The 25,311-nt window shown below is 56.6% G+C and carries 21 protein-coding genes and 2 pseudogenes; 19 read left to right on the top strand and 4 right to left on the bottom strand.

Features of this window, described 5'->3' with window-relative positions; genetic code table 11:
* The first annotated feature begins 72 nt into the window (after positions 1 to 72).
* The 3 genes from HKD40_RS00420 to HKD40_RS00410 all read left to right on the top strand — a co-directional run bounded on the left by HKD40_RS00420 (position 73) and on the right by HKD40_RS00410 (position 2,084).
* Positions 73 to 969, top strand: coding sequence for a LysR substrate-binding domain-containing protein (locus HKD40_RS00420; RefSeq protein WP_169193751.1), 897 nt, complete (start codon positions 73 to 75; stop codon positions 967 to 969).
* A gap of 474 nt (positions 970 to 1,443) precedes the next feature.
* Positions 1,444 to 1,737 carry a hypothetical protein gene (locus HKD40_RS00415; protein ID WP_169193750.1) on the top strand — a complete coding sequence of 98 codons (294 nt, stop codon included), beginning with the start codon at positions 1,444 to 1,446 and terminating at the stop codon, positions 1,735 to 1,737.
* Positions 1,738 to 1,745: 8 nt separating this feature from the next.
* Positions 1,746 to 2,084: an immunity 8 family protein gene (locus HKD40_RS00410; RefSeq protein WP_169193749.1), complete on the top strand. Its 339-nt coding sequence runs from the start codon at positions 1,746 to 1,748 to the stop codon at positions 2,082 to 2,084.
* A gap of 120 nt (positions 2,085 to 2,204) precedes the next feature.
* Here the strand turns inward: HKD40_RS00410 and HKD40_RS00405 are convergent.
* Positions 2,205 to 2,344: pseudogene (locus tag HKD40_RS00405) on the bottom strand (integrase core domain-containing protein); the annotation flags it as partial.
* Between the two features lie 1,048 nt (positions 2,345 to 3,392).
* Here HKD40_RS00405 and HKD40_RS00400 point away from each other — a divergent pair.
* From HKD40_RS00400 to HKD40_RS00370, 7 genes are all read left to right on the top strand, one after another.
* Positions 3,393 to 3,803, top strand: a complete 411-nt coding sequence (locus HKD40_RS00400; RefSeq protein ID WP_169193748.1) for a hypothetical protein — start codon at positions 3,393 to 3,395, stop codon at positions 3,801 to 3,803.
* Positions 3,804 to 3,900: 97 nt separating this feature from the next.
* Positions 3,901 to 4,812, top strand: a complete 912-nt coding sequence (locus tag HKD40_RS00395) for a hypothetical protein (protein ID WP_169193747.1) — start codon at positions 3,901 to 3,903, stop codon at positions 4,810 to 4,812.
* 203 nt (positions 4,813 to 5,015) lie between these two features.
* Positions 5,016 to 5,648 carry a hypothetical protein gene (locus tag HKD40_RS00390; RefSeq protein ID WP_169193746.1) on the top strand — a complete coding sequence of 211 codons (633 nt, stop codon included), beginning with the start codon at positions 5,016 to 5,018 and terminating at the stop codon, positions 5,646 to 5,648.
* Positions 5,645 to 6,262, top strand: a complete 618-nt coding sequence (locus HKD40_RS00385; RefSeq protein WP_169193745.1) for a hypothetical protein — start codon at positions 5,645 to 5,647, stop codon at positions 6,260 to 6,262. Before HKD40_RS00390 ends, HKD40_RS00385 begins: the two co-directional genes overlap by 4 nt.
* Entirely contained in the window at positions 6,259 to 8,691 is a 2,433-nt protein-coding gene (locus HKD40_RS00380; protein ID WP_169193744.1) for an AAA family ATPase, read from the top strand. The genes HKD40_RS00385 and HKD40_RS00380 overlap by 4 nt, the downstream gene beginning before the upstream one ends.
* 797 nt (positions 8,692 to 9,488) lie before the next feature.
* Positions 9,489 to 9,914 carry a hypothetical protein gene (locus HKD40_RS00375; RefSeq protein ID WP_169193743.1) on the top strand — a complete coding sequence of 142 codons (426 nt, stop codon included), beginning with the start codon at positions 9,489 to 9,491 and terminating at the stop codon, positions 9,912 to 9,914.
* A gap of 73 nt (positions 9,915 to 9,987) precedes the next feature.
* Positions 9,988 to 10,527, top strand: a complete 540-nt coding sequence (locus tag HKD40_RS00370; protein WP_169193742.1) for a hypothetical protein — start codon at positions 9,988 to 9,990, stop codon at positions 10,525 to 10,527.
* Positions 10,528 to 11,067: 540 nt separating this feature from the next.
* Here HKD40_RS00370 and HKD40_RS00365 read toward each other — a convergent pair.
* On the bottom strand, positions 11,068 to 12,075 hold the full coding sequence (locus HKD40_RS00365) for a LacI family DNA-binding transcriptional regulator (RefSeq protein ID WP_169193741.1): 1,008 nt from the start codon (positions 12,073 to 12,075) through the stop codon (positions 11,068 to 11,070).
* A 116-nt stretch (positions 12,076 to 12,191) separates the two neighbouring features.
* Here HKD40_RS00365 and HKD40_RS00360 point away from each other — a divergent pair, with 116 nt between their 5' ends.
* The 7 genes and pseudogenes from HKD40_RS00360 (at position 12,192) to ugpC (ending at position 18,605) form a co-directional block, all read left to right on the top strand.
* A complete protein-coding gene (locus HKD40_RS00360) occupies positions 12,192 to 13,145 on the top strand; it encodes a glycosyl hydrolase family 32 (protein ID WP_169193740.1) in 954 nt (317 codons plus the stop codon).
* A 2-nt stretch (positions 13,146 to 13,147) separates the two neighbouring features.
* Positions 13,148 to 13,456, top strand: a pseudogene (locus HKD40_RS18015) (serine hydrolase domain-containing protein); the annotation flags it as partial.
* A complete protein-coding gene (locus HKD40_RS00355; RefSeq protein WP_248305847.1) occupies positions 13,354 to 14,307 on the top strand; it encodes a serine hydrolase domain-containing protein in 954 nt (317 codons plus the stop codon). The pseudogene HKD40_RS18015 and the gene HKD40_RS00355, both read left to right, overlap by 103 nt.
* A gap of 106 nt (positions 14,308 to 14,413) precedes the next feature.
* Positions 14,414 to 15,718, top strand: coding sequence for an ABC transporter substrate-binding protein (locus HKD40_RS00350; protein WP_210256981.1), 1,305 nt, complete (start codon positions 14,414 to 14,416; stop codon positions 15,716 to 15,718).
* A 53-nt stretch (positions 15,719 to 15,771) separates the two neighbouring features.
* Positions 15,772 to 16,695, top strand: a complete 924-nt coding sequence (locus HKD40_RS00345) for a sugar ABC transporter permease (RefSeq protein WP_169193738.1) — start codon at positions 15,772 to 15,774, stop codon at positions 16,693 to 16,695.
* Positions 16,692 to 17,516 carry a carbohydrate ABC transporter permease gene (locus HKD40_RS00340; protein WP_169193737.1) on the top strand — a complete coding sequence of 275 codons (825 nt, stop codon included), beginning with the start codon at positions 16,692 to 16,694 and terminating at the stop codon, positions 17,514 to 17,516. Before HKD40_RS00345 ends, HKD40_RS00340 begins: the two co-directional genes overlap by 4 nt.
* A 12-nt stretch (positions 17,517 to 17,528) precedes the next feature.
* The gene (gene ugpC / locus HKD40_RS00335; protein WP_169193736.1) at positions 17,529 to 18,605 is read left to right on the top strand and encodes a sn-glycerol-3-phosphate ABC transporter ATP-binding protein UgpC; all 1,077 of its coding nucleotides are present in this window, start codon (positions 17,529 to 17,531) and stop codon (positions 18,603 to 18,605) included.
* 624 nt (positions 18,606 to 19,229) lie between these two features.
* Here ugpC and HKD40_RS00330 read toward each other — a convergent pair.
* Positions 19,230 to 19,592 carry a response regulator gene (locus HKD40_RS00330; RefSeq protein WP_169193735.1) on the bottom strand — a complete coding sequence of 121 codons (363 nt, stop codon included), beginning with the start codon at positions 19,590 to 19,592 and terminating at the stop codon, positions 19,230 to 19,232.
* A 548-nt stretch (positions 19,593 to 20,140) separates the two neighbouring features.
* Between HKD40_RS00330 and HKD40_RS00325 the strand changes: the two genes are divergently transcribed.
* A complete protein-coding gene (locus HKD40_RS00325) occupies positions 20,141 to 23,488 on the top strand; it encodes a response regulator (protein ID WP_169194163.1) in 3,348 nt (1,115 codons plus the stop codon).
* Between the two features lie 293 nt (positions 23,489 to 23,781).
* Positions 23,782 to 24,744 carry a sensor histidine kinase gene (locus tag HKD40_RS00320; RefSeq protein ID WP_169193734.1) on the top strand — a complete coding sequence of 321 codons (963 nt, stop codon included), beginning with the start codon at positions 23,782 to 23,784 and terminating at the stop codon, positions 24,742 to 24,744.
* Positions 24,745 to 24,775: 31 nt separating this feature from the next.
* Here the strand turns inward: HKD40_RS00320 and HKD40_RS00315 are convergent, their stop codons facing one another.
* The gene (locus HKD40_RS00315) at positions 24,776 to 25,213 is read right to left on the bottom strand and encodes a MarR family transcriptional regulator (RefSeq protein ID WP_248305846.1); all 438 of its coding nucleotides are present in this window, start codon (positions 25,211 to 25,213) and stop codon (positions 24,776 to 24,778) included.
* Positions 25,214 to 25,311 lie beyond the last annotated feature (98 nt).

Below are 25,311 nucleotides of genomic sequence, written 5' to 3'. Positions count from 1 at the left end.
AATATCCCGCCTTGCAACCAATTAGGTCAAATGCGATGAATCCATAAAGCTATAACCAAAAGGAATAGAGTCATGGCCTGGCGCTTTAAGCTTCGGCATATGGAGGTTTTCCGCGCCCTCATGCTCACAGGCAGCACGATCGAAGCCGGCAAAACGCTCAATGTCAGCCAACCCGCTGTCAGCAAAACGCTTTCGGAGTTGGAAGCCCAGCTCGGAACAACACTCTTTTTGCGCACGGGTGGTCGTCTGATCCCCACCCCAAAAGCAGAATGGCTGTTCGATGCCTCGCAGGAAACACTGGCCCGCGTCGATCACCTCGATGCCATTCTGCGCGATATTGAAAGCGTGCCACAGCGCCCGATCCGGTTGTTCGCCAATTCGGCTATGGCGCACTCTATCTTGCCGGAAGCACTTGTTTTATTTCGGCAATCGCATCCGTGGATCACTGTCTCCACGGACGTTGTTGCGCGGCGCGACAACCGTCGTTGGTTGAACGATCAGGAGTTTGATCTGGCGGTCACCATGCTGCCCGTTGAGTACCCCAATGAGTTAATCACCACTCTGCCGGTGGCTGACGGTGTCTGCATTCTGCCCAAGGGTCATAAGCTGCGAGACCAAGAGTATATCGAGCTATCCATGCTCGAGAATGAACCTCTGGTCGCCCTGCAGCGGCACAATTTGACGCGGTATAAGGTCGAGCAAGCATTCAGCAGTGCCGGTCTGCGGTACAATATTGCAGTCGAAACGGCCACTGCGGCTTCGCTTGTCATGTTTGTCACCGCAGGCCTCGGTGTCGGCATCATTGACCCGTTCACTGCCGAAAAGCTTCGCCCACTGGGCTATGAGATCAAACCGTTACGCCCGGCCATCGAGTTTGCCTTCGGCATTCTCGCCCCAATGCGCATTCAATCCCGCCCCGAGATCGCCGACCTCTCCCACTGCATTCAGCAAGCCTATTCATCCGGTTGAACTGTAAGTCCAACGCTCGGGGGGAGCATGTATCGCCCAGACCGACGCCCTGCCCTCTCGCCTCTCCGCTCATATTGAACCCAGGTCTTTCCCACGGAGGAGCCCCCCAACCAGGCCCATTTCAGCCGTCAGATGGCCATCTGCGAATTTCCGAAGGCCGCCATCACACAGGGATGGATGGCACAAATGGGGTGGAGGGTTAGCAGGAACGAAGCCGGTGACTTTACGCCCACGAGACTTGGGAGACGCAAGCAGACAAATGATCTTCGGAATTAGGACAATGACCGATAAACAACCGGTGGATTGTACGCTCAGCGTAAAAACTAAGGTCTTTTCCGCTGCGTGCGCAGAAACCGCCGACGACCCGCCGAGAAAGCTTGGAGCTCCCTTGGTACATGCGTTGCGTCCTCCCAAGCTACGAGCGAAAGCGCTGGGCGAAGCTGAGGTGGAGGCGCGTAGCGCAGCGGCACTGTAATGGGCCGGTTAGCAAGACTTAGGGCAAGCCTTATCGACTACTCCAAGTTCCCCACCAGCGTGCCGGGTGTGCTCCCGATCTGGCACCTTGGGGCACTTTCGGTTCTGAGAGAGACGGAGCGCTTAGAAGCTTATCTAGCCAGCATGAAGGCTGGCGACGGGGTTGGTTTCGTCCCTTATGTAAGCGTCGATATGATTGCTCGGGCGCTGAAGTTGGCTCAAGGCAATAATGCGCGTGGACTGCTGCCGTCAGGTGCGTGGGGCGCGAACGGACATGTTAATGTGACACCATGATTGCAACCGTGAAATCCATCGACCTTATTGACCATGAGAATTGGGCATATTGGCCAGATGACGTTGAGGATTTCTGCGTCGCGGCCGAAGCTATGATTGGGCCTGATGGTGAGGATGGAGCCGATATCTTTAGCTTTGAGGTGTGCACCCCAAAGTGGTTCTACAAGAATAGACTGAACTCAGCGGCGTTTGCCAGGCACGTAGTTTTTGTATCTGCGTATGATGAGAAGGCCGTGCAAAACCTCGTGGTCGACACAGTGGCGAATATCACCGGGGGGACTTGGAGCGAAATTGCTGAAAAGTTGTCTAGGCACTTTAGGTGGGAGTATGAGGATTACCGATCCTAACCTAGATCCTTTGTCAGGTTCATGTAGCCCGCCCCAAATTACCTTTACAGGCTGACCCGCTCCCATAAGTGTCCGCGTTTATTGGTTAGCGCTGTTCAGGCTTTGGCCGTCTGTTGACCGTTAGTGATACTCCCGCGGTGTGAAGCGTCGAGGCTCGTATGGGGGCGGTTGAGTTTGTAATCGTCACGCCAAGCAGCAATCAACTCGCGGGCTTGGCGCAGGTTTGCAAACAGGTGCTCGTTGAGGCACGTGTCACCTAGGCTTGCGGCATAACATCAACCGAACGACGAGTTGCGCTCTCCACCAAGCGAAGCGCCAATCTGAGCTAAAACACCTGACGACGGAAAGACTGAGCAGGATCAGACTGGCCAGCACGGCGAGTTCAAAAGTTGAAACTCAACGCTCCGCTGAAAGGCAGTGCGCAATTCACTTCAATGATTTTAATGAAAGAAAATGGCGCGAGAGACGGGGCTCGAACCCGCGGCCTCCGGCGTGACAGGCCAGCAATCGGCCCAATGCCGCCAACGAATGTTCCCACTTCGCGCAACGTGAATAGGGCTGCTGTATGCCCGACAGTGGGAACGCCACGAATATCATTTGTGCCGGCCCAATGGCTATCTATCGTGCTAAGGCCTTGCCCCGTCTGTAACCTATCGCATTTGCAAGCTATGTCTGGCTCGGGGCCGAGCGCGGAATGACAGCTTCTGGTAAGGACCTGTCGATATTGACCGTTGGGAATTCAGCGCACGACTTAAGTGATTACGGTCGCGTAGGTTTTACCTTCTCAAGCCTAAACGAAAAACGGGCCTTAGAAACGCGTTATCCGACACAGAAACTTTCGAAGCCAGCCGTACCCTGACCGATGGCGACCAAGGTCAGTGGCGACGTCGCGGGCACCCCGTGAGGAGTAAAGATGCCCATGAAATTCCCCATCGTGTCCAGGTTAAGACTTCATCGTTCCGCGAAATTTCACAAACAAAGACGATTCGAGCACTTAGCGTAGGCAAAAAGTTGCTTCACCAGTGGCTAGCTGGGCCGAATCGAGTTTCGTGAAAACTGTAACTCTAAGAAGAATGTTACGATCCACCATCATAAGGCAATGGGGTGTAGAGGAATGTAGTCTGGCATCTTTTGCATGCTGTTTGTACGCTGCCAAAAAGACATCTGGTAAGTGATTAAAGCTCAGCCCGGTCGAGGCAGACATAAGAAAAGGTGGAGAGGTATTTTTTTGACCTGCCGGTCTATCGAATTTCTCCAGACCGGTACCATGCCAACAACATAGCCGACCTAAATGCCCAGCTCGATAGAATGCGTCAGACCGTCGCCGGCTATGAGCCAAGCGAACAGACGAAGCTTCGCGTCCAGGATCACCAGTACCAGACCTATGGGCCCTGGATTTTCAATGAGATCATCGGCTACATCCGACTTCATTTCCTGGGCAATCAGGTGCGCGGCGAGTACTTTTCCGCTGAAAAGAAGCGCAACCCGATCAGCCGCCGAAAAGTCTTTACCTATCGCACTTGGAAGCTCGCGCCCGAAGTCACCATCTGGGGCCAGCCAGCGACGAATGAAGAAATCTTTGCTGCTATTCGGGAATACGTCCAGGACTGCCGGGCGGAGCTGCGGCGCGACCGTTTCATCGACGATGAGATACTCGAGCGCCTTGGACCCCATCTAGACTGGCAGCAATTGTTGCGTGCAAAAATCAAAAGAAAATAGCCACTAGTCATGAAAGCCTAGGCCGAAACTGACAGTAGCATAATTAGTTCGTTTAATCCGAAATCACTCCGACGAATTCTAGAAATTGTGAGGGAAAGTGCCGACCGCCAGCGAAATCACTGTCCATGAAGTTCTCGACAAATTTGACGGCGACTTTTCGCGCGTTGCGACGGCAATCGCCAATGGGGAATTCGCGCTCTGGATTGGATCCGGCATCTCGCGCAAAGCGCCGAGTCTCGGTGGTCTTATTGATCTGGCCATAGAGCACTTGCGGGTTCGCGCCCTGCACCCCGATACCGAGGCAACCTACATGCCCACCTTTCGCGAAGCATTAGAGATATCGGAGCTGGACGTCGCCACACTGGAGGAGGATTTTGAGAAGCCGTTCTCCGAGTGGACGCAACACCAAGCCATCAAAGAGAAGCTCTGGGGCAAATACTCTCGGTTGTTGGATGTTCGGGTTGAGGGCAAGACATCCGATTTCATTCTGTGGGAGGCCATAGACATCAGGGCGGCTTTCGCAAATCCGCCCAGGCCAGCTGCCGAGCACCTATGTATTGCCGTGCTGGTGATGGAAGGGGCGATAAAGGAAATGGCATCCGGGAACTGGGACGGCTTCATTGAAGCTGCGGTGGATCGGCTGGCCGGGGGAGGCGGTGGCGTTCTCCAAGCCGTGGTAGATCCCAACCATCTTCGGACCGCCGCGGGAGCGGCGCGGCTTTTGAAGTTCCACGGCTGTATCGTTCACGCTACTGCCGAGCCCGGAGTGTTCCGCGACTACCTGACGGGGAGCCATACACAGGTGCTGGAGTGGGCGGACAAGCCTTTATTCGCAGCTATGCGAGCTGCGGTGAACGCGCTGGCGGCCAATCACAAGTCCATGGTGATGGGCTTGTCGATCCAGGACATGAACCTGCAGGGCGTGTTTCCGAAGCGAAGCATACCAATCCCTGGCCTTGGCCGCCCGACCCGAATGCCCAAGGCCACGTATTCTGCCAGGATGCTCTGACCATCGGGCAGAAGGATGTTCTCAAGCTCGTCTATGGGGAAACATACAATACTAGCACAAACGCGATCGTAGGGTCCGCGCACCTCAGGGCATGGCCGGAACAGGTATTAATCGCCCTAGTTCTCCACGTCCTCCAGAAGAAGCTTACACTCCTCTTGGAATCCACTTTGGCGTCTAAGGCCAAATCCGCGTGGTGGGGGGACATGTGTGAATTGCTGACGAATATACGCAATACGGTGGCCGATCTCGCCACGTGGGATCCCGTGGATCAAAGCAGGACGGAATTCGTCTATGCCGCGATTTCGATTTGGTCACGTGTCTTGGCTGTATTCCGAACAGGCGCCCTTCCGAAAAGTTCAGACGAATACCAGGCGGTCAGTTCTTCCGGACTGCGCCAACTCGCCACCGACGACAACGCCTTGGCCGCCGGTCTAGGCACTCTCGCTATGGCGCTTTCGATGCTCCAGCATGGCCGAGAAACCGCTCTTTGGTCGATTTCGGCACCGGTGGGCGCCGGCATCGAGCACGGCGCTTTCACCGCGACGGGAACCTGGGACGGAGCACCGGCCCGTCCGGTTTTTCTGGTGAAGGGTATCGGTGAGGCCCTCGCCCTCCAGCAGTCGGGGGCGTTTGCCAACGACAATGCCATTGTACTGCACGCCGACACGACGTGGTCCCAGGTTATGGCCTCCAACGCGAGCGCCAGAAGAGTCGGCAGCTCTCCTGGGAGAAGTGGGCGGAATTCTAAACATCACATCAGTATCGAAAGCCTGGTCGATCGATGCGATACTGCCGACCTGTTGAAGAGCGAATTTATCACGGAGGCGTCGATATGACATCGTCACCTTTAGTTCGCGCCATTTCGGAACGTCTGGTCAAGGCTAATTTCAAGCCAGTCCAGACGCCGTTCAGGGTGGCTTCGGTCAGTTTCGACTTCACGTTGGCTATGCGAGGAAGCGCCGGCCGTAGCTCGGACCTTATTATCATAGTCGATACGACGACGGGCGAGTTCGGCGACAAGGAGCCGACGCAGGTTCGACGTCGTGTGGAAGCCCTAAGTCGCGCGCTGGACGTGACGAAATCCCGCCTTGTCCTGACCGTGATACTCGCTGGGGCGGCAATGACCGGGGATATCGACGAACTGTCCGAGATTTGCAGGGTATTGACTGTGGAAACGATACCCGTGGAGCCGGACGGCACCCCTCGGGACGAGATCGCCAAGAGGATGCTCGACGATCGCATCAGGCTCCTGCTGCCGCTGGAGATTCCTCTGCGCGACGCCGAAGGCGAGGTGGAGTTCAGCCCGATGGATCGACTCGTCAATGCACTGCCCACCGACACCGACGCCGGCTTGCGCTTGGCGGTGGTGGAAGGTTCAAGACTTGGGGACGAGGCTGTCACTGCCTCGACCGCCACAGTGATCGACGCCGCGTTGGAGGACACCCCATGACGTTTTCCGAGCTGCAAGGGATCGATATCTCAAACTTCAGAAGCATCCGCGGCAAGGTATATGCTCCTTTGGACGCAAAAGTAGTGCTGGTCCACGGTGAGAATGGCGCCGGAAAGACCAGTCTGTTGTCCGCAATCGAGCTTGCGCTGACCGGGCAGGTGGATGCTCTGCGCCGGGCGGATCCGAACTACGAGCTGCAGATCCTTCACAAGAAGGCCAGCGCTGGCTTTTCCGAGGTGACCATCGCCACAGGAGACGTCCCTCAGAAGTATCGGGTGAATTTCGCCGGCGGGAAAATCCAACCATCTCGGATTCTAGAAGCCGATGCGGCAGAGTTTTTTGGAGAAAGGGCGTATCTGCCGCAGTCCTTGCTAGGGCAGCTGCTGCAGATTTACCAGGACTCGGGATCCGACGTATCGTCGCCTTTGGCGCGCTTTGTCAGCAAACTGCTAGGTCTTGATCGGCTCGACGCAATCGAAGCGGGGCTGAAACCGTTCAGCGATGTCAGAAACGTGCGAAAGGCCGTGGAGCGATGGTCCCCGGTGGAGATCGAGCGCAGTAGGCTCGAGGCCATGCTGAGCGATCGACGGCAAGCGAAAAGCGAACTTGACAATACCATTCGAGAAAAGTGCGCGGCCCTGCTTTCTCTGTTGGAGGATCTCGGGTTGGCGATCATTGATCGCCTCGTGCCTGAACAAGGTCCTTTCCTCGACGACGACCAGCGTCGGCTAGACGAGTCACGTCTGGAAACCATCACAGACCAATACCGACTTCTCGGTTCGCTGCGCCGCGATATGTCCAAGGACGACGGCGGGAGAGAACTGGAAGCTCGGTTGTCGGGTCTGCTCGTAACCGCCTCTTCAGCATACGCGTCCTGGCGGCAAACGAACGCAGATGTGGTGACCCAACTTCAATCGCGAGTTGCGCAGTTGTTTCCGCAGGAAGTTTTGCCGGCAGATTTGAGTGAGTTCGCGTCAGAAGGCCTGCGTCTTCTGCGGGCGGAGCAGTCTCACCTGCAAGATCGTACGAAGCGCGCTGCCGATGACGCTAAAGCCGCGAGCACCGCGATCGAGCAGTTGGAGGTGGCTAATCGACGAATGGCGTCTGTCGATCAGGAATTGTCTGGGCTGTCCGCGGATTCCGGTCGCCTAGGAGCGCTGCTCGCCGAAATTTCCAGCTTCATCACCGACGAAATCTGTCCGGTATGTGGACGAGACTATGCAGACGAGGACAATGGCAGGCTGGCCGACCACGTTCACGCCCGCTCTCGCAACCTGTCCGGTTCGGCCGACCGCCTTGTGGCGTTGGGAAGATCCAGAAGCGAAATCGGAGCGTCGGTCCAGCGTCTCAACGAGCAGATCCGCGATTTGGAATCTCGCCAGGTAAGCGACGCGGCCTTAGCCGAGATAGGTCGCAGGGCCGCCGCGGTCAGCTCCGCTCTCTTGGCGCTGGAGGCGACAGCAACCGCGTTGATAGACGGCCAGAAGTTTCTGGATGCTGAGGTTACGGCTCAAAGAAACCTAAGCGGTGCACAACAAAGCAACACGCGTCGACTGGCAATTGGTCAGTCACTCGACGAACTCGCTATTTCGGTCGGCATTCACCGGCTGGCCGACGAAACGGTAGAGGTATTCGCAGAGCGGCTCGATGCGGCGTTCGACCAGGAGCGAAACAGGTTGGAGGTGCGAGTCAGAAATCGCGTGGCTGCCGAGGATTTGATCAGCGCCATCAAGCTTGCAGTGGAACATGCCTCCAAGGTAGAGCGGGACATCAACGACCACAAAAGTCACTGGGAGCGGAAAGGGCGTGCCCTTGATCGGGCACAGAACTTGCGAAGCCAGGCGGTTCAGATACGGAACACCGTCGATACCGTGCGTTCCAACATCATTCGACGCGAATTCAACGAGCGCCTGAACCGTCTTTGGCGCGACCTGTTTGTCCGGCTCGCACCGGGGGAGGAATTTGTCCCGGCATTCAAGATACCGCAGGGTGAGACACAACGCCTGCAACCGAAGCTCTACACCCCCCATAGAGATCTTGGCGACGAGATCGCTGGTGGCACTCCAGGAGCCATGTTGAGCGCCGGCAATCTGAACACTGCGGCATTGACCCTTTTCGTTGCCTTGCACCTTTCGGTTCCGGTGCAGCTGCCATGGTTGATATTGGACGATCCAGTCCAATCCATGGACGACATCCATATCGCTCATTTCGCGGCATTGCTAAGAACCTTGTCGAAGGAACATGGGCGCCAAATCATCATTGCCGTCCACGACAGACAGCTGTTCGAGTACTTGCGGCTAGAGCTTAGTCCAGCATTTCCGGAAGACAGCCTTATCACGTTGGAGATGACTCGTTCGCAGGACCGGGACAGCCAATGTTTCTCTACCCGATACGGTTTCGTCGAGGACACGGCACTGCGAGTTGCTTAACTTGTCCGAAACCGATCACATGATCACGCAGCGGTGAGAGCAAGGCGACGCCAACGCTCAGCAATCGGGTTCGCTTTCGGTGACCGGCCACACCGGTCTGAAGGACCGAAAAGAGCACATCTCTCACTGGCAGGCGTTCACCTCATCGTGTCGGTTTGGCTCACGTTCGAACACCCTTAGGGCACCCGAACATGAGCACCTGGGTTTGGAAGTGCGGATTGGCAAAAGCGGGGTCAAGTCGGTTTGCCAGCGATAAGATCGGTTTTGGCCCGATCGGTTTACCCTGAGATAAGATAGCCAAAATGTGTCCGATGCGGCAGCAGCCGGTAGACAGAGAGTTCCTTGATCCAGTCGGGTAAGATGCTCTTTTCCCTATTTCCAGAGGCGCTCCGGCGGTTCTGGAAATAGGGCCTGTTGGTCGAAATCGACGAGCAAAGCGAGCTTGCGCCCCTGATCCAGCATGGATCGAGGGGGCGTCGGTTTTGACCAGCAGGCAAGGCATGGGATCATCTTTGATCTCATGCCACGGATGATCCTTCTGGCGACCGAAGAGAGCTTGCCCCCCTGCCCCATTCAATGGGGCGAAGGGGGGCCGGTAGGATCATCCGTCGCTTTGACTGGCCATGGGTCGCCAGACCTTGCCGCCCTGCTGGCGAACGCCAGCGAAGGGTGGCCATGGCCAGTCAAAGCGCTCAAGAGCATCTTGATTAACGAGGCCATCAATCACCCCCAGGCCAGCCTTTTCCGATTTTCATGCACTCCGCTTAACTTCGGGTGAGACGCATTGGAGAGGCACGGTGGCATACGACCTGAAGCGCATTCTGAGCGAGGCGAAAGATCATCTGGCTAAGCCCAAAAAAGCCAACACCCTGGAGCGCTACCGAAGGATCTGGAAATCGATCGACCAGTCAGGGTTGACCATAATGGAGTATGTTGACCACGTCGCGTCCACTAAGCCCGGCCAGTTCGTGCTGACGCGATCCGCAGCCGTCCACGGATTGTGGAAGCTGATCATTCAGAAGTTCCACAGTGCGCAGCGGAAGATGACCGCAGGGCTGAAGCAGGCATCTGCTGACGAGCTGACCGAGGTGGTCGGCGTGCGCATGGCTATCGACATGCTACGCGATAAGAAGCCGCCCAAGGACGCTTTTACCCGGAAGGGGGCGATCCAAACGCGGCAACATCGGGAAACTCCCCGAAGATTGGCAGCAGCGTCTCGCTGACAATACGATCACGTCCGCGCTTCCCGCAGTGTTGGTGTCGCTTCTGTCAGGATGTCGCCCAGAGGAGATGGCCATGGGCGTTACCGTAAGTGTCGTCGATGATCGGCACCTGAGCATCGTCATCAATGGCGCCAAAACTAACGAGACAAATGGCCAACCCTGGCGCAAGCTGACATACGACGTCGGGCTGTCCCCCCTTGCAGGCCAGCTCTGGGGGCTAGCTTCGCGCGAAGGCGGTGTCCTTCATGTTATACGTGAGCCACGCACGCTTCACGCCAATATGGCCGCAGCATCAAAGAAGGCTGGGTTGCCGCCTATTTGCGCATATGTCGCAAGGCACTTCTCGGCTTCTCAACTGAAGCATCTCTGGAACGACGCGAAAGATGCCATCGCAATGGTACTCGGCCATGCAAGCACGGCGACGCAAAAACGATACGGCTCTCGGCAGCAAGGCCGTAAGGGTGGCATGGCGATCGTCGAGGTTGAAGCGGCACGCACTGTTCGCACGCCAAACAGGCCGCATCCCGGCGTATCGACGTTCAATGAGATCCAAACTGATAATCTCGAAAAAGACGCGTTCGGCGCTCTAGTGGAACCCTCGCCTTTTCGCTGATTGCATCAGAAAAAACAACGACCAGACCGTTAGCAACGACGCCTATGACTGCCCCCTCACACAAAGAGCTCACGGGCGCACGAGGCAGCTGAGCGCCCTACTCCAGTCTTCCGATCCGCAGTTTGACTTCCCCAAAGCTGCCGTTTGCGTCGCTCGACCGAACAAGCGGCAAAGACGTGGTCAGAAATAGCCATATTTGGCCCTGCCGACATTTGTTTCCCCTGTGGCACCTATCGAGGTTTATTTATCTGTGGGCTGGCAGAGTGAGAACTTGCACGGGCTCCTCTATTTTTCGGTCAGTTCTGCAGGCCGACACATCCGTCAGCTTCACGTTCTTTCGACGCTTGGAGTATCGGCATCGCCTACGTTCGCGGAATTTATGGTCTGCAAGAACCCGAGGAGCGAGTTTTACCTCGTATATTCGAATGGCGATGCTGCGCCGCTTGCTGACCCAAAAAAGACCCAGATTGTTTCTAAAAGGCAGGGAGCTCCGCCGTGACCTGGCAAATCTGTTCAAAACCAATGGCTGTGTCTTAGCCGCTAAACTGAACCCCGCCTCATTATTGGCATCGGTATTTTGACAAGGGAAACGGGGTTGCGCCCCAAAACAAGTTTTACGGCAGCCTGCCCCATTTCTTCATGTGGGAGGGCAATTGTGGTGAGACCTGGGCGTAAGTAGGAAGCGATCTCGTCATTATCGAATGAAACCACAGCCACGTCTTTTGGGACAGAGAACCCCCGCTCTCCCAACGCTTGATAAGCGCCAAACGCTAAACGGTCATTGAGGCACAAAAGTGCCCGTGGTTTGGTGTGTATGAGCAAAGATTGGGTCAGCACATATCCCTGATCTGGCTCCCAGTCCCACGCGCTGAGCTCTTTAACGAAACTAGCGCCTGCCTCAGACATTGCGTCGCGAATGCCTGCGAGCCGCTTACTAATCATCTCCGAGCGGAATCTTCCCTGTTCAGCTTCAGCGTTGTGTCCAATCAGTACAATGCCTTCGGTAATACCCGCTTCTACCAGCAGCCGCACCGCGTCTCGCCCACCTTGGTATTCGTCAGGCAATATGGTGAGCGGATATCGTTGGTTCTTGCTGTTGAGCATGACAACGGGAACGTTGATGCTGACATCGGGCACCGTGACTTCACGAGCGCGCATGGCGGCGAAAATTACCCCGTCCACTTGTCTGTCGAGCGCAGCTTGTACAGCTTTCATTTCGCGGTTTGGATCGCCGCCCGTTTCCAGCACAAGCACCACATATCTGGCTTCCTCCGCGGCAGCGATGGCACCTCGGATCAAGCCGCTCGCAAAACGAGTCGTCGCTACATAATCAGAGATCAAAGCGATGGAGCGCGTTTTATCAGTGCGCAAAGCACGGGCTGCTACGTTGGGGCGATAGCCCAAAGCATTGGCCGCCTCATGGACTTTGGCATGAGCATCAGCCGATAGCCGAGTGTCCTGCTTGCCCGTCAGAATCATCGAGGCTGCAGTTGTCGACAAGCCGGCTCTCAGGGCTACATCGGCCAAGGTGACGCGCTTCTTAGGCAAACAGTTTTCTCCGATTTAGCGAGGCCGACTTGGGCATCTGGGATAACCACCCCATGCCAGCTTGACAACCATTCAAGTTCATTGCACTTGCTAAATGGATTTAGCAGAGGTGACGTATGGCTTTCAACCGTCAAGATCATTGGGTTTGGGACTTTTGGCTGGCCGATGACGGCGAGCAATTTCACCTCTTTTACCTGCACGCACCAAAGTCTTTGGGTAACCCGGACCTGCGCCATCGTAACGCGCGAATTGGCCATGCGACCTCGGAGGATTTGAACAGTTGGACCGACCACGGCCTCGCCTTTGACGCGGGTCCTCCGGGCAGCTTTGATGGCAGCGCGACCTGGACCGGTTGCGTCATTCGCGATGATTCCGGCCTCTGGCGGCTCTATTACACCGGCTCGCGTTTCCTGTCGGAAGACAGCAACGCCAATATCGAAACGGTCGGCTTAGCAACCTCGCCCGATCTGTTCAACTGGACCAAGCAGCCCGGCCCAATTTGTGTTGCCGACCCAGAACTCTACGAAACATTGGGCACATCGAGCTGGCCGGAAGAGGCGTGGCGCGACCCATGGGTGTTCCGCAACGAGGGCGATCCGACCTGGCATATGCTCGTCACCGGGCGCGCTAAAACCGGGACCGAACCCGACCGTGGCGTCATGGCCTATGTAACCTCCCCTGACCTCAACAACTGGACCGTTCAGCCAGCCCTGAGCGCCACTGGCGCAGGTTTTGCCCATTTGGAAGTATTCCAAGTGGTTGCAATCAATGGCCAAAACCATCTGATCTTCTGCTGCGACACGCCAAAGCTTTGTGGCCAGCGCGAAGGTCAAAAGGGTGGCGTGTGGTCCCTGCCCGTTGGCGATATGCCCGGTCAGGTCGATTTCGCCAAAGCCCGTCTTCTCGTTCGTGAACAGCTCTACGCTGGTCGGGTAGCACTGACTCGCGAGGGGGAAGCAGTCCTCCTGGCGTTCAACAATGTGACGACCGAAGGCGCATTCATCGGTGGCGTCAGCGACCCAATCCCGTTGCAGATCGACGCTGACGGCTATCTCGCGGTGAAAGCTTGATCATGGCAAACCCAATTCAAGGCACTGTAAAACCTGGCTTTGAAGCCATTGCCGATGTGTTTGCACGCGGCTTTGACGATAAGCCAGAAATGGGCGCGGCACTGCATATTCGCCATGTGGGCGAAACCATTGTCGACCTTTGGGGCGGTGTGGCTGACGCGCGTAGCGGTCGGAAATGGACGCAAGACACGCCAACCATCGTCTTCTCTTGCACCAAGGGCCTGCAGTCGATTTTGGCCGCACGGCTCGTTCAAGAGGGCAAGCTCGATTACGATCTGCCCGTCGCCCATTATTGGCTGAGTTTGCCGAGGCAGGCAAAGACACCATCACCGTTGGACAAGCCCTTTCGCATCAGGCTGGACTTTCTGCACCTCGGCAAGATTTCAGTGAAGCTGATATTATCGATTGGCAGCGGGTTGCTGGCTTGCTGGCGGCGCAAGAGCCACTCTGGCCCGTCGCGCGTGGCACCTATCAGTACCATGCTTTGACCCACGGCTGGTTGGGCGGCGAAGTCATTCGACGCATCACCGGCAAGTCGGTCGGCACCTATTTCCGCGAGCTGATCACGGCGCCGCTGGGCGTAGACGCTTGGATTGGCTTACCAAATGAATTGGCCGATAAGCCGGCCCATATTCGGGTGAGCCAGCCCCTTCTCGAACTTTGGGCGGAAGAAGCCAAAAAGCAAGGTCCGAACTGGCCTTATAAGGCCATGACGCTGGGCAGTGCCCTGCCCGTCGATCTGGTGAGCGAAACCGGTGGTTTTAACGCCGCCAATATCCGCGCTGCGGAAATTCCTGGCGCAGGCGGCATTGCCTCGGCTCAGGCTCTGGCCACAATGTGGTCGGCCGTGGTTGCCCCAACCGATGGCGTCAAGCTGCTCGACGATGAGACTATCGCTGCTGCGACGACAGTCCAAAGCCAAGGCCAATCGGTGTTTGGCGGTGAGCCGCCATACTGCCGCTGGGGCTACGGCTTCCAACTCGATTCCGAAGCGCGTCGCTATCTCGGCGACGACTGCTTTGGCCACGATGGCGCAGGTGGTCAGGTCGGTTTTGCCGATCCCACCCGCAAAATCGGTTTCGGTTACATCACCAATTGGATGATGGGGCCGGAAGACAACCGCGCAACCGAGATCATCTCGACACTGCGCACACTCGTCTAACCCTCAACTGTGGGCATCCAAGAATATTGACACCCTTGGGTGCTCATGCGCTAAATCCTTTTAGCAAGCGGAAAAATCCGCTGCCTCAACCTTGGAGGAGGTTATCGTGAGAAAACAGTCCCGGCACGCCCTACGCATTGCAGCACTGAGCCTTTCGGTTGCTGTCACCACTGGCACAGCTCTCGCTGCGCCAAGCTGCGGCCCCGATCCGGTGGTTCTAAACTCGTATTTCGAAACGGGTTTCCCGCTTCCATCGCGCCTTGCTGAAGAGTTCAGCAAGCAGTTCCCGAACGTCACCTTTGATATCAAGGAAGACCAGTTCGCGAACATGATGGAAAACTCGCCCGGCATTCTGTCCGAGCCGAACGCACCGGATTTGATCCGTCTGCCATCGCTGACCGACCTTGTGGCGAACAATCTCCTCAAGAACCTTGATGGTTATTTTGAAGAGTTTGGCTGGGACAAATTCCCTGAAGGCCAGCTGGTACAGCTGCGCGTCGAAGAAGGTGGTCGCCCACGCGGTACCGGCTCGCTCTTCGCAATGGGCCTGAACTACTCGATGACCGGCGTGTTCTATAACAAGGAACTGGCTGCGCAGATCGGCATGACCGAAGCGCCAAAGAGCCTTGCAGAACTCGACGCTCTGATGGCCAAGGCCAAGGAAGCTGGCGTTCAGCCGATCATGCAGTTCAACAAGGGCACCGGCGGTCTCGCTTTCCCACTGCAGAACCTGATGGGCTCCTATGGCGCACCAGAACCAATCAACGATTGGATCTTCCAGAAGGATGGCGCCACCATCAATACGGCTGACAACCTCAAGGCCGCTGAGCACCTCGAGAACTGGATCAAGTCTGGCTACTTCCCAGCTGACGCCAACGCCATCGAATATTTCCAGATGATGAGCCGTTTCTCCGGTGGTGAAGGCCTCTTCATGTTCAACGGTGACTGGGAATCCGGCAATTTTGACGGCAATGCTGCTGGCAAGTTCGGCTTCTTCATCATGCCACCACTTGAAGAAGGTGGTCGCCACGCTTCGATGTCGGCTCCGCTGACCTTCGGTATCGGCGCCAACTCCAACAATGCAGATTGCGCCGCCTTCTTCCTCGATTGGGTCGCGACCAATGAAGAAGCACGCAAAATCAACGTTGCCATTGGTGGCTCGAACCCAGGCGGCCCAGCTGATCTGGCCATTCCAGCCGTTGAGCCAGGCTCGGTCACCGAAGCATCGCTTGCTGCTGGCGCAACGCTAGCGCAGGACAATGGCGCGATGGACTTCATCGCCAACGCGACCGGTGCGATCTTCGCCGCAGGCTGGACTCCAGAACTGCAAAAGATGGTCGGCGGTCAACAGAACGCGCAGGGTCTGCTTGATGCAGTTCAGCGCGAATACGAAACCCAACTGTCCCGCTAATCGCAACTCAAGCCGTAGCGCGTCACCAGCCTGAGTGAAGGTGAATAGTACACATGACCTCAAATTCTGCCGCGCCGCGGCCTGATACTGGGCTTCCCCGTTCGCGGGGGAGCCTCAAATCACGTCGAACGGCGTGGTTCTTTATCGCTCCCGCATTCGCGTTTTATGCCGCCTTTGTGCTCGTGCCCTTGGTCATGAGCTTCTACTACTCGTTCCTGCGTTGGGACGGGATTGGTCAGGCCCGGTTGCACGGCTTGACCAACTACATCACGGTTTTGACCGACCCTAAGCTGCTGCAGATCATCGGCAATGCGTTCCAACTCGTGGGCTATTTCACGGTGATCCCAGTGGTCCTCGGCCTTGCGGTTGCATCCGTTATCCGCGGCCACATGGCTGGTCCTTTCGGCACCGCAACGCGCACTATTTTGTTCCTGCCACAAGTGATCCCACTGGTTGCGGCAGGTATCGCCTGGAGCTGGATGTTCGCCAACACCGGCGTTGTTAATCAAGGCCTGCGCGTCATCGGTCTTTCGGACTGGGCCCGCGGTTGGCTGGGCGATTTCGTCTGGGCGCTGCCGGCTGTCGGCATTATTGGCGCATGGGTTCTGCTTGGCCTTTGCACCATGCTTCTGGTTACCGGCATCACCAAGATCGACCCGAGCCTTTACGAAGCGGCACGCCTTGACGGCGCACGCCCTTGGCACCAGTTCCGCTACATCACCCTGCCCGGCCTGCGTCAGGAAATCGCCGTCTGCGTCACGCTCACCGTGATCTCTGCGCTGGCGAGCTTTGACATCGTTTATATCGCCACCCAAGGCGGTCCGGGGATCACCACAATGGTGCCGGGGCTTGAGATTTATCGCCTCGCCTTTGCCCATCGTCAGGTCGGCTTGGCCTCTGCACTCGCCATTGTCTTGATGGTCTTGGTGCTGATCTCCATCGCACCGGTTCAGTGGTTTGCACGGGAAAAGAAATGAAAACGCCGCGTCCAAATAGTTTGCTGGCACGCGGGCTGATCATCCTTCTGATGATCGTGACCCTGCTGCCGTTCCTGTCCATGCTCTCTGCGGCCCTTGCGCCGCAGGGAACTTATCCCAATGGCCTGCAATGGCCGGCCGAACCGCAGTGGGGCAATTTTGTGCGCGCTTTCGAAGTCGCCAAAATGGACCAGCTGCTGCTTTCGAGCGTTCTGATTGTGCTCGGCGTGGTTCCGATTTCGGTGCTGCTCGCCACCATGGCTGGCTATGGCTTGGCCAAGCTCACGACCAATCGTTACAAGTGGCTCTACCTGATCTTCGTTTTCGGGCTCACCCTGCCGTTTGAGGCGGTGATCACCCCACTCTACTACGAAATTCGGGCCTTGGGCCTGCTCAACACGCGCTTTGCAATCATTCTGCCGCTCATTGGTCTTTATATGCCCTTTGGCGTTTATTGGATGCGCGCGCACTTCCTCAACGTGCCAAACGATTTGACGGAAGCCGCACAGCTTGATGGTGCGACCCGCTGGAAAGAATTCTGGCATGTGCAGGTGCCGTTGGCGCGTCCGGCGATCATGTCGCTGACCATTCTGCTGTTCCTCTGGACCTGGAACCAGTTCTTGCTGCCTGTGGTCTTGGTTCAGGACCCAATGCAGCGCACCATGGCCGGTGCACTCGGCGCCTTCCAAGGCCAGTGGGGCACGGACGTTCCGCTGCTTTGCGCAGGCGCACTGCTGATCCTGACGCCGACCATCCTCATCTTCCTCATATTCCAACGTCAATTCGTTGCTGCCCTGATGCAGGGCGCGGTGAAGGGCTAAAGGAGAGCACTCATGGCTGGCTTGACCATCCGTTCCGTCCATAAGAATTACGGCGATGTCCCGGTAATCAAGGGCGTTGACCTCGATATTTCGCATGGTGAGTTTGTCGTCTTCGTCGGCCCTTCGGGCTGCGGCAAGTCCACCCTATTGCGCATGATCGCAGGACTTGAAGACATTACCGATGGCACTATTGTCATTGGTGATCGCGTGGTGAACGACGTGGAGCCGCGCGACCGCGGCGTTGCCATGGTGTTCCAGTCCTACGCGCTCTACCCGCATATGAGCGTTTATGACAACGTCGGTTTCGGCTTGAAGCTGGCGGGCACGCCCAAGGACGTCCGCGACGCGAAAATCCGGGAAGCGGCAAAGGTCCTGCAGATGGAACATCTGCTCGAGCGTAAGCCTGCACAGCTTTCGGGTGGTCAGCGCCAGCGCGTCGCCATCGGCCGCGCCATTGTGCGCAAGCCTGATGTGTTCCTCTTTGACGAGCCTTTGTCCAATCTAGACGCGGCCCTGCGCGGCGACATGCGCATGGAGCTGGCGCGTCTGCACAAAGACCTCAACGCAACCATGATCTATGTGACCCATGATCAGGTTGAGGCGATGACCTTGGCCGACAAGATTGTGGTGTTGGATGGTGGCGTGGTTCAGCAGGTCGGCTCGCCGCTCGAGCTTTACAACAAACCAGCCAACCTTTTCGTCGCGGGCTTCATCGGCGCGCCAAATATGAACCTGGTCGAGGGCAAGATTGCCGCAATCGATGCTGGTGTCGCTACGCTTGCACTAGGCGATACGCCAGTGTCGGTTGCCTTGGACGGCTCTACCACCCTCAAGAGCAACGATACCGTCACGCTAGGCATTCGCCCACATGCGCTCGTTGCCGATCCGAACGGCCCACTCAAGGGCATCGTTCAGCTCATCGAGCAGCTCGGCAACGAAACCGTTGTGCGCGTTAAACTCTCTGGCGGCACCGAGATCACCGCTGTGCTCCCGGGCCAATCGGGTCACGCCGTTGGCGCGCCGATCACCCTAGCGTTTGATCCAAGCAATGCCCATCTATTCGACGCAGACCAGCGTCGCGTGAATTAACGACACAAGAAAGCCGCCCAAGTGCACACAATGCTTGGGTGGCTTTCCGCTATGCTCCGATGGGAAGATTAACCGTTTGCCGTCGCGGCAACAACTTGACGGAGCCACCCGCTCAGAGGCACGTCGACATCGGTTAGTGTCATCATCTAAAAAACGGCACGGTCGGGCGGAGTTAGCCGCACAAAGGACGGGCGCTCTGCTCTCATAAGCGCTAGACTCGTTGCGTGCGCTTCAAATGTCGTCGCCGCGCATATTACCAAGCATAAGTACACACCCGAGACCTCCTGTCCGGCATCAGCACTTGTGCCTCAGGATAGCGCTTAAAAGGTAGGGGCAGTTCTGGCCCAAAGCTCCATTACTTCGGATGGCACTGTGCAGCATGCCAACCATAGTAACAGACAACAAGGTGACGCAGTTAAAGACGCCGCCGCCGCTATGCCTAAGGGCGTCAAACCGGGGCCCAGGGATGCGGCCGTTCAAGTAAGGAATGCCGCGCCTGTCTCGGCCAACCACGGGGTCGAGGGCTGGGACGAGGTCGATGAAGCGGTGAACGAGAGTTTTCGCGAGCGACCCAAGCGCCAAATACTCGGGCGCACGACGTTTGCCTGTAGACCGCACTTTCTCCTACCGTACCAGCGCCATTTGCAACTGAAAGATAACGCCAGCCACGTGGATCGGCTTGGTGAAAACCGGTGCTGTGAGGGGCTCTGGCAGATCCGCGTCTCTATATCCCGTCGTGAATACATAAGGGATCCGATGGCGGTCCAGCTCTTCTGCAACGGGGAAAATCATTTCCCCGCCGACACTCACATCAAGAACCGCAGCAGCTATGTCGTTCGTGTGCGCTAGCGCGTCTTCGACGCTCAAAACGGGTCCGACTACGTCTGCGCCCAGCGCTTGGAGCTGATCAATTAAGTCGGCGACAAGGAGGACGTCGTCCTCAACGACCAACACACGTCGTCCGCCAAATGCATTGTTTTCATTCATACTTCAGTCTCCCGTTCATGAGCGCTAACGCGGAACGAAAAGAGCTGTTGCTTGGACGTGAGTTTCTCCACTTCGATCAAGGTTTATCCTGACGAGATAATCGGGACGACCTTGTGTCCGCCTAAGTCCGGCCACCTTGCAAGACATTCCCTGGGCCCTACTGGCAACTGCGCTTTGTCCCAATGCAGCCTGATCGCGGGCCATTTCACGTCAATATTGGCGATATCGTTCAAACATCTTCCGCTTGAATATTAACACAAGTCAATGAAGCTTTTTTAGGAACGCTTCTGAGGAAATCAGAGTATTAAACTGACACCGATGGAGAACACCCCAGCGCGTGCTGTGGCGTTGCCTCATGAGGAAGCATCGGAACGGTGGTTCAGCTAAGTGTTTGTTTAGTTGCAGGGCGGCATTCGGTGCCGCCCGACGATTCATAGAGACTTGGTGGACTAACGCACTGAACAAATAAGAAGACGACATATGCCGGGAGTATCTGAGTGCCGACGCCAGCAAACGCGCTAGAAAGTGTTTTCCCGGGTAACAGCGAGATGGCCAAGCTCATGCGGGCGACAGACTGGAGCCAGTCCGCTTTAGGCGCGCCTGCATCATGGCCAATTTCGCTCAGAGTGGCATTGGGTATCCTGCTAACGTCGCGCTTTGAGATGTGGCTCGGTTGGGGACCGGACGTCTCGTTTTTTTATAACGACGCCTATCGGCCGACACTGGGTATCAAGCATCCCAATTCCCTAGCGCAACCCACGGCAAAATTATGGGCGGAGATTTGGGACGACGTGGAGCCCCGCATACGTCAAGTTTACGACACCGGCCAAGCAACCTGGGACCGGGCGCTGCTCCTCATTTTAGAGCGCTCGGGCGAGCCAGAAGAGACCTATCATACCTTCTCTTACAGCCCAATTCTGGGAGAGAGCGGCAAAACCGAAGGCCTTCTGTGTGCCGTGACGGAGGATACACTCCAGGTCATTTCCGAACGCAGGATGGAAACGCTCCGCAATCTCTCCCTGCGCCTCGCGGGAGCGACCGATGCGCGTTCTGTGCTGAGTGCTGCCCATGAAGTCATAGGCACCAACGCGCACGACCTCCCCTTCACGCTCGCCTATCTCTTTAATGACGGTACGCCGGAACTCGCATTTACGACTGGGATCGCGGAAGACGAATTCCCCGCAGCGCTCTGTGAGATTGTCTCCCTCGACGTCAGGACGCCGCAGGATGTGCAGTCGCTAAGCGCCACCCTGCCCACTGGCGCATGGGACCGAGCTGCGCGCGAAGTTATTGCGGTGCCACTGGTTGGCCAAGGTGCGGAGGCCAACCTTGGGGTGATCCTGGTCGCGCTGAATCCGCTTCGCCCTTTCGACGAAGACTATGCAGGTTTCCTCAATCTTATTGCGGGCCAAGTGGCAGCGGGCCTCGCCGGCGCTGACGCCTATGAATCTGAGCGACGCAGAAGCCGCGCGCTGTCCGATGCGCTCCGTATGCGTCAAGACGCAGCCGAAGTTTTGGAGCGCGCCAATCTTCGCCTCGCGACGGAAATTGACAAGCGTACTGGCGAGCGAGACCGACTTCGCGCGCTGTTTCAGAACGCACCGAGTTTTATGTGCATTTTGAGCGGACCGGAACATACGTTCGAGTTTGCCAACCACGCCTATAGCGAATTGGTGGGACAACGAGACTTGGTTGGCATGACCATCCGGGAAGCACTGCCCGACGTCGAAGGCCAAGGCTATTTCGAGTTGTTGGACGAAGTCTACAACACGGCTACGCCTTTCGTTGGCCGAGAGATGGCCGTCACCATTTATCGTGATAGCAGATCTCTGCCTGAGGAGAGGTTTGTTAACCTGGTCTATCAGCCAATTTTTGACGAGAAAGGCGCGGTGACCGGCATCTTTGCCGAAGGCCACGACGTCACAGACCAAAAGCGTGCCGAGGAAAGCCTCCGGCAAATCAACGATAATTTGGCTGATCTCGTCACGGCTCGAACGCACGAGCGCGACATGACGTGGCGGGTGAGCGAGGATCTATTCATTGTCTGCGGCTTTGATTACGCCATTCGGAACGTCAATCCCGCTTGGTCGGCAGCCCTTGGCTACACTCAGGACGAGCTCACCCGGATGTCGTTCTATGACATTTTCCATCCTGACGACTTGATGAGTGTACGAGACCAAACGAAAGCTCTTTCAGAAGGACGTACGATCAAGGATCTCGATTGGCGTTTGCGCAGCAGCGATGGAAAATACCTCTGGTATTCGTGGTCCTGCGTTCCCGAGGGCGATCAATTCTATGGTGCAGGTCGCGACGTTACTTCCCGCAAAATACTTGAAGAGCAGCTCCGCCGCTCCCAGAAAATGGAGGCCTTGGGCCAACTGACCGGCGGCGTTGCTCATGATTTCAACAACCTCCTGCAGGTGATCAGCGGCAATTTACAGCTCCTGAACAAAGATGTTGCTGGAAACAGTCGCGCCGAAAGTCGCGTCCAAAACGCGCTTGCGGGGGTCACCCGCGGTTCAAAACTCGCCAGTCAGCTTCTCGCCTTTGGCCGCAGACAGCCGCTTGAGCCGCGAGTGGTCAACGTTGGTCGGTTCCTCAAGGGAATGGACGACATGCTACGGCGGACGCTGGGTGAAGAAATCGAGCTTGAAACAGTCGTTTCGGGCGGTCTTTGGAATACCATGATCGACCCGAACCAAATCGAAAATGCCGTCCTCAACCTAGCGATTAACGCTCGCGATGCGATGAACGGCCGAGGACGCCTCACCGTTGAGGCGAGCAATGCGGCCCTCGATGAAACCTATGCCCGCGCAAACGACGCTGAGCCCGGGCAATACGTGTTGATTGCAGTTACAGATACCGGAACCGGCATACCGGAAGATATGCTGGAGAAAGTTTTCGAGCCCTTCTTCTCGACAAAACCCGAAGGCAAAGGCACAGGCCTTGGACTTTCCATGGTCTATGGCCTTGTTAAGCAATCCAATGGTCACGTCAAAATTTACAGTGAGCTCGGCCACGGAACGACCGTTAAAATCTACCTGCCGCGCACTCAAGCCACTGAGGATATCTTGCTCGACCTGCGGGATGCACCCGTGCAAGGAGGGACTGAAACAGTCCTCGTCGTGGAAGATGATGATGAGGTCAGAGAAACGACGGTCGTCCTGCTGACCGACCTTGGATATCGTACGCTTCGCGCCAGAGACGCAGCCAGCGCTCTAACAGTTATTGAGAGCGGCGTTCCGATCGATCTTTTGTTCACCGACGTGGTCATGCCAGGGCCACTGCGCAGCCCAGAGCTTGCTCGTAAGGCGGTCGAACGACTACCGCACCTCGCTGTCCTCTTCACCTCGGGTTACACCGAGAATGCCATCGTACACGGTGGCAGATTAGACGCTGGCGTTGAACTTCTCCCAAAGCCGTATTCCCGCGAAAACCTCGCGCGGAAAATTCGCCATGTTCTGGTCAATCAGCAACAACGTAACGCAGCCGCACAGGCACTCAATTCCGAGCAGGCGGATCGACCCACTTCTGTCACTAGCGTCTCGCTCAATATCTTGCTGGTGGAAGATGATCCTCTTATCCAGCTGAACACTGCTGATATGCTTGAAAGTCTGGGCCATGTGGTGCTGAGCGCCGCAACCGGAAGACAGGCTCTCGGCCTGATTGGCAGGGATATCGATTTGCTCATGACCGATTTGGGCCTGCCCGATATGCATGGCACTGACCTCGTCACAGCCTACCGCGAACAGCGGCCAAACCTGCCCGTTTTGATCGCGTCAGGCGATGTGGCCGCAGCCCGCACAATCGATAATGTCAGTATTCTTCTCAAGCCTTACAGTGCGACAGATATCGCCAAAGCCCTGCTTGCGCTTCCTTCTCAATCTGAACGCTAGGACGGGGTGTCATACCACAGACGGGAAGCGCAAACTTGGTCCCAGTTAAACTGCCCGCGAACGAGGCAAAGACCGACCGTGGGCGCGAGAAGAGAGCACGCTCAGACCGCGCCCCTTACAAAGGTAACTCATTGCGTCCAAGCGTAGATTTCGAGGTTTTTTAGCTTGGTGCGCACTGGACGATCGGCCCAGAGGTCAGTCATAAATAGCTCATGGTATTAATACGGTAACGCAATGTGATGGCGCATAACGAAGACAGCAGAGCCCGAGATTTCGCTGATCTGTCTTCGCGGATGAGCAGGCTCGAAAACCGCTATCGCACGCTAATCGACAATGTCGATGTGGGGATCTGCATCGCCAAGATGAAGTTCGACGACAATCTGCGCGCTGTCGACTATTTCATCCTAGACGGTAACTCAGCTTACGAGCGCCACACGGGGCTCTACGGCACCGTCGGTCGTTGGGTCTCTGACTTTGCTCCAGATCTGGAGCGGGCATGGTTCGACACCTATGGCCGTGTCGCCTTGACCGGTACACCTGCTCGTTTCGAGCTACAGGCCGCGCCCTTAGGAAACAGATGGTTTGAAGTTGAAGCCCATCGCGTTGGAAATCCAGTGGATTTCGAAGTCGCGATCCTCTTTACAGACATCACAGACAAGCGCGCTGAGCGTGAGAGCCAGCAAACGATTAATCGCGAACTCGCACACAGGATGAAGAATTTCGTCTCGATTGTGCAATCTATGATCTCTCAGACACTGCGCCGATCGATATCCACGCAAGAAGCGGAAAAGGCAATTGACGGCCGTCTGCTCGCCTTTGCGCGCGCGCAGGATCTTCTGGGCGACGAAATCCTCAACGGCGCTGACATCTTGCCGGTGGTTCTCTCGTCCATATCACCGCACCAGACGCATGATCGACGCATTAAAATCTCGGGTGAAGCCTTTGCTCTCAGCGCCAGGCGCGCCCTGGCCCTATCGCTTGCCCTACACGAGCTTGCGACCAACTCCATCAAGTACGGGGCCCTATCCAACGAGGTCGGACAGGTCAACTTAAACTGGAGTTTCGACGACAACCGCATCGATATTTTTTGGCGTGAAATCGGCGGCCCGCTCGTCGTGCCCCCGTCCTCCCAAGGGTTCGGATCGCGGCTGATCGAGATCGTCGGAGCCAATTTCGATGGCACGTCTCATTTGGAATTTGCACCAGACGGGGTGATTTTCTCTCTAAGCGCCCCTGCCCGTCCCAGCACCAGTTAAAAAGGTGCGGACTGAACTCGCTTCTATGCGGCTACTTACGCTGCTCAGTGGCGGCGAGCACGGCTTTCTCTAGTAGGCGTTTGAGTTCGTCGCGCTCCTGAGCGTCGAGCCCGCGTACGAGCTGGTCCTGCGCGTTGGCTACTGCGCGATGCGCAACCGACAAAGCAGCCTCGCCCTGCTCGGTCAAAGTCAACACTTTGGCCCGCCGGTCCTGCGCGTTGGTTTGTCGTGACACGAAGCCCTTATCGACCAAGCGATCAACGACGCCGCCAATTGTCGTTCGGTCGTAAGAGATAAGTACGGCCAATGTCGCTTGGTCAATTGTTGGCTGATCACCAATGGCACCCAGCGCGGAATATTGAACCGGCGTCATATCCAATCCCACACGCCGAAATTCCGCGTCGATCAACGCGGTGGAGATTTGGTTGAAGCGACGGGCCAGCTGCCCCGGGTAACTCGTGACCGACAAAAACCTCTCCAAAATTGACACGCATACTGATAATCAGTACGCTTACTAATAGCGCAAGAGCGTAGCCTCTATGGCCGAGACGTTCGCCTTTATCATCT

The organism is Devosia sp. MC1541 (genome assembly GCF_012847305.1).
GTDB lineage: Bacteria > Pseudomonadota > Alphaproteobacteria > Rhizobiales > Devosiaceae > Devosia.
The sequence above is the reverse complement of the archived record's forward strand: the minus strand, read 5'-3'. Positions and strand labels throughout refer to the sequence as shown.

Coding starts and splice junctions, on each gene's coding strand:
- HKD40_RS00385 (WP_169193745.1), top strand. CDS start 5,645: ATGACATCGTCACCTTTAGTTCGCGCCATTTCGGAACGTCTGGTCAAG.
- HKD40_RS00360 (WP_169193740.1), top strand. CDS start 12,192: ATGGCTTTCAACCGTCAAGATCATTGGGTTTGGGACTTTTGGCTGGCC.
- HKD40_RS00330 (WP_169193735.1), bottom strand. CDS start 19,592: ATGAATGAAAACAATGCATTTGGCGGACGACGTGTGTTGGTCGTTGAG.
- HKD40_RS00345 (WP_169193738.1), top strand. CDS start 15,772: ATGACCTCAAATTCTGCCGCGCCGCGGCCTGATACTGGGCTTCCCCGT.
- HKD40_RS00320 (WP_169193734.1), top strand. CDS start 23,782: ATGAGCAGGCTCGAAAACCGCTATCGCACGCTAATCGACAATGTCGAT.
- HKD40_RS00340 (WP_169193737.1), top strand. CDS start 16,692: ATGAAAACGCCGCGTCCAAATAGTTTGCTGGCACGCGGGCTGATCATC.
- HKD40_RS00400 (WP_169193748.1), top strand. CDS start 3,393: ATGCGTCAGACCGTCGCCGGCTATGAGCCAAGCGAACAGACGAAGCTT.
- HKD40_RS00420 (WP_169193751.1), top strand. CDS start 73: ATGGCCTGGCGCTTTAAGCTTCGGCATATGGAGGTTTTCCGCGCCCTC.
- HKD40_RS00325 (WP_169194163.1), top strand. CDS start 20,141: ATGGCCAAGCTCATGCGGGCGACAGACTGGAGCCAGTCCGCTTTAGGC.
- HKD40_RS00415 (WP_169193750.1), top strand. CDS start 1,444: ATGGGCCGGTTAGCAAGACTTAGGGCAAGCCTTATCGACTACTCCAAG.
- HKD40_RS00370 (WP_169193742.1), top strand. CDS start 9,988: ATGGGCGTTACCGTAAGTGTCGTCGATGATCGGCACCTGAGCATCGTC.
- HKD40_RS00390 (WP_169193746.1), top strand. CDS start 5,016: ATGTGTGAATTGCTGACGAATATACGCAATACGGTGGCCGATCTCGCC.
- HKD40_RS00380 (WP_169193744.1), top strand. CDS start 6,259: ATGACGTTTTCCGAGCTGCAAGGGATCGATATCTCAAACTTCAGAAGC.
- ugpC (WP_169193736.1), top strand. CDS start 17,529: ATGGCTGGCTTGACCATCCGTTCCGTCCATAAGAATTACGGCGATGTC.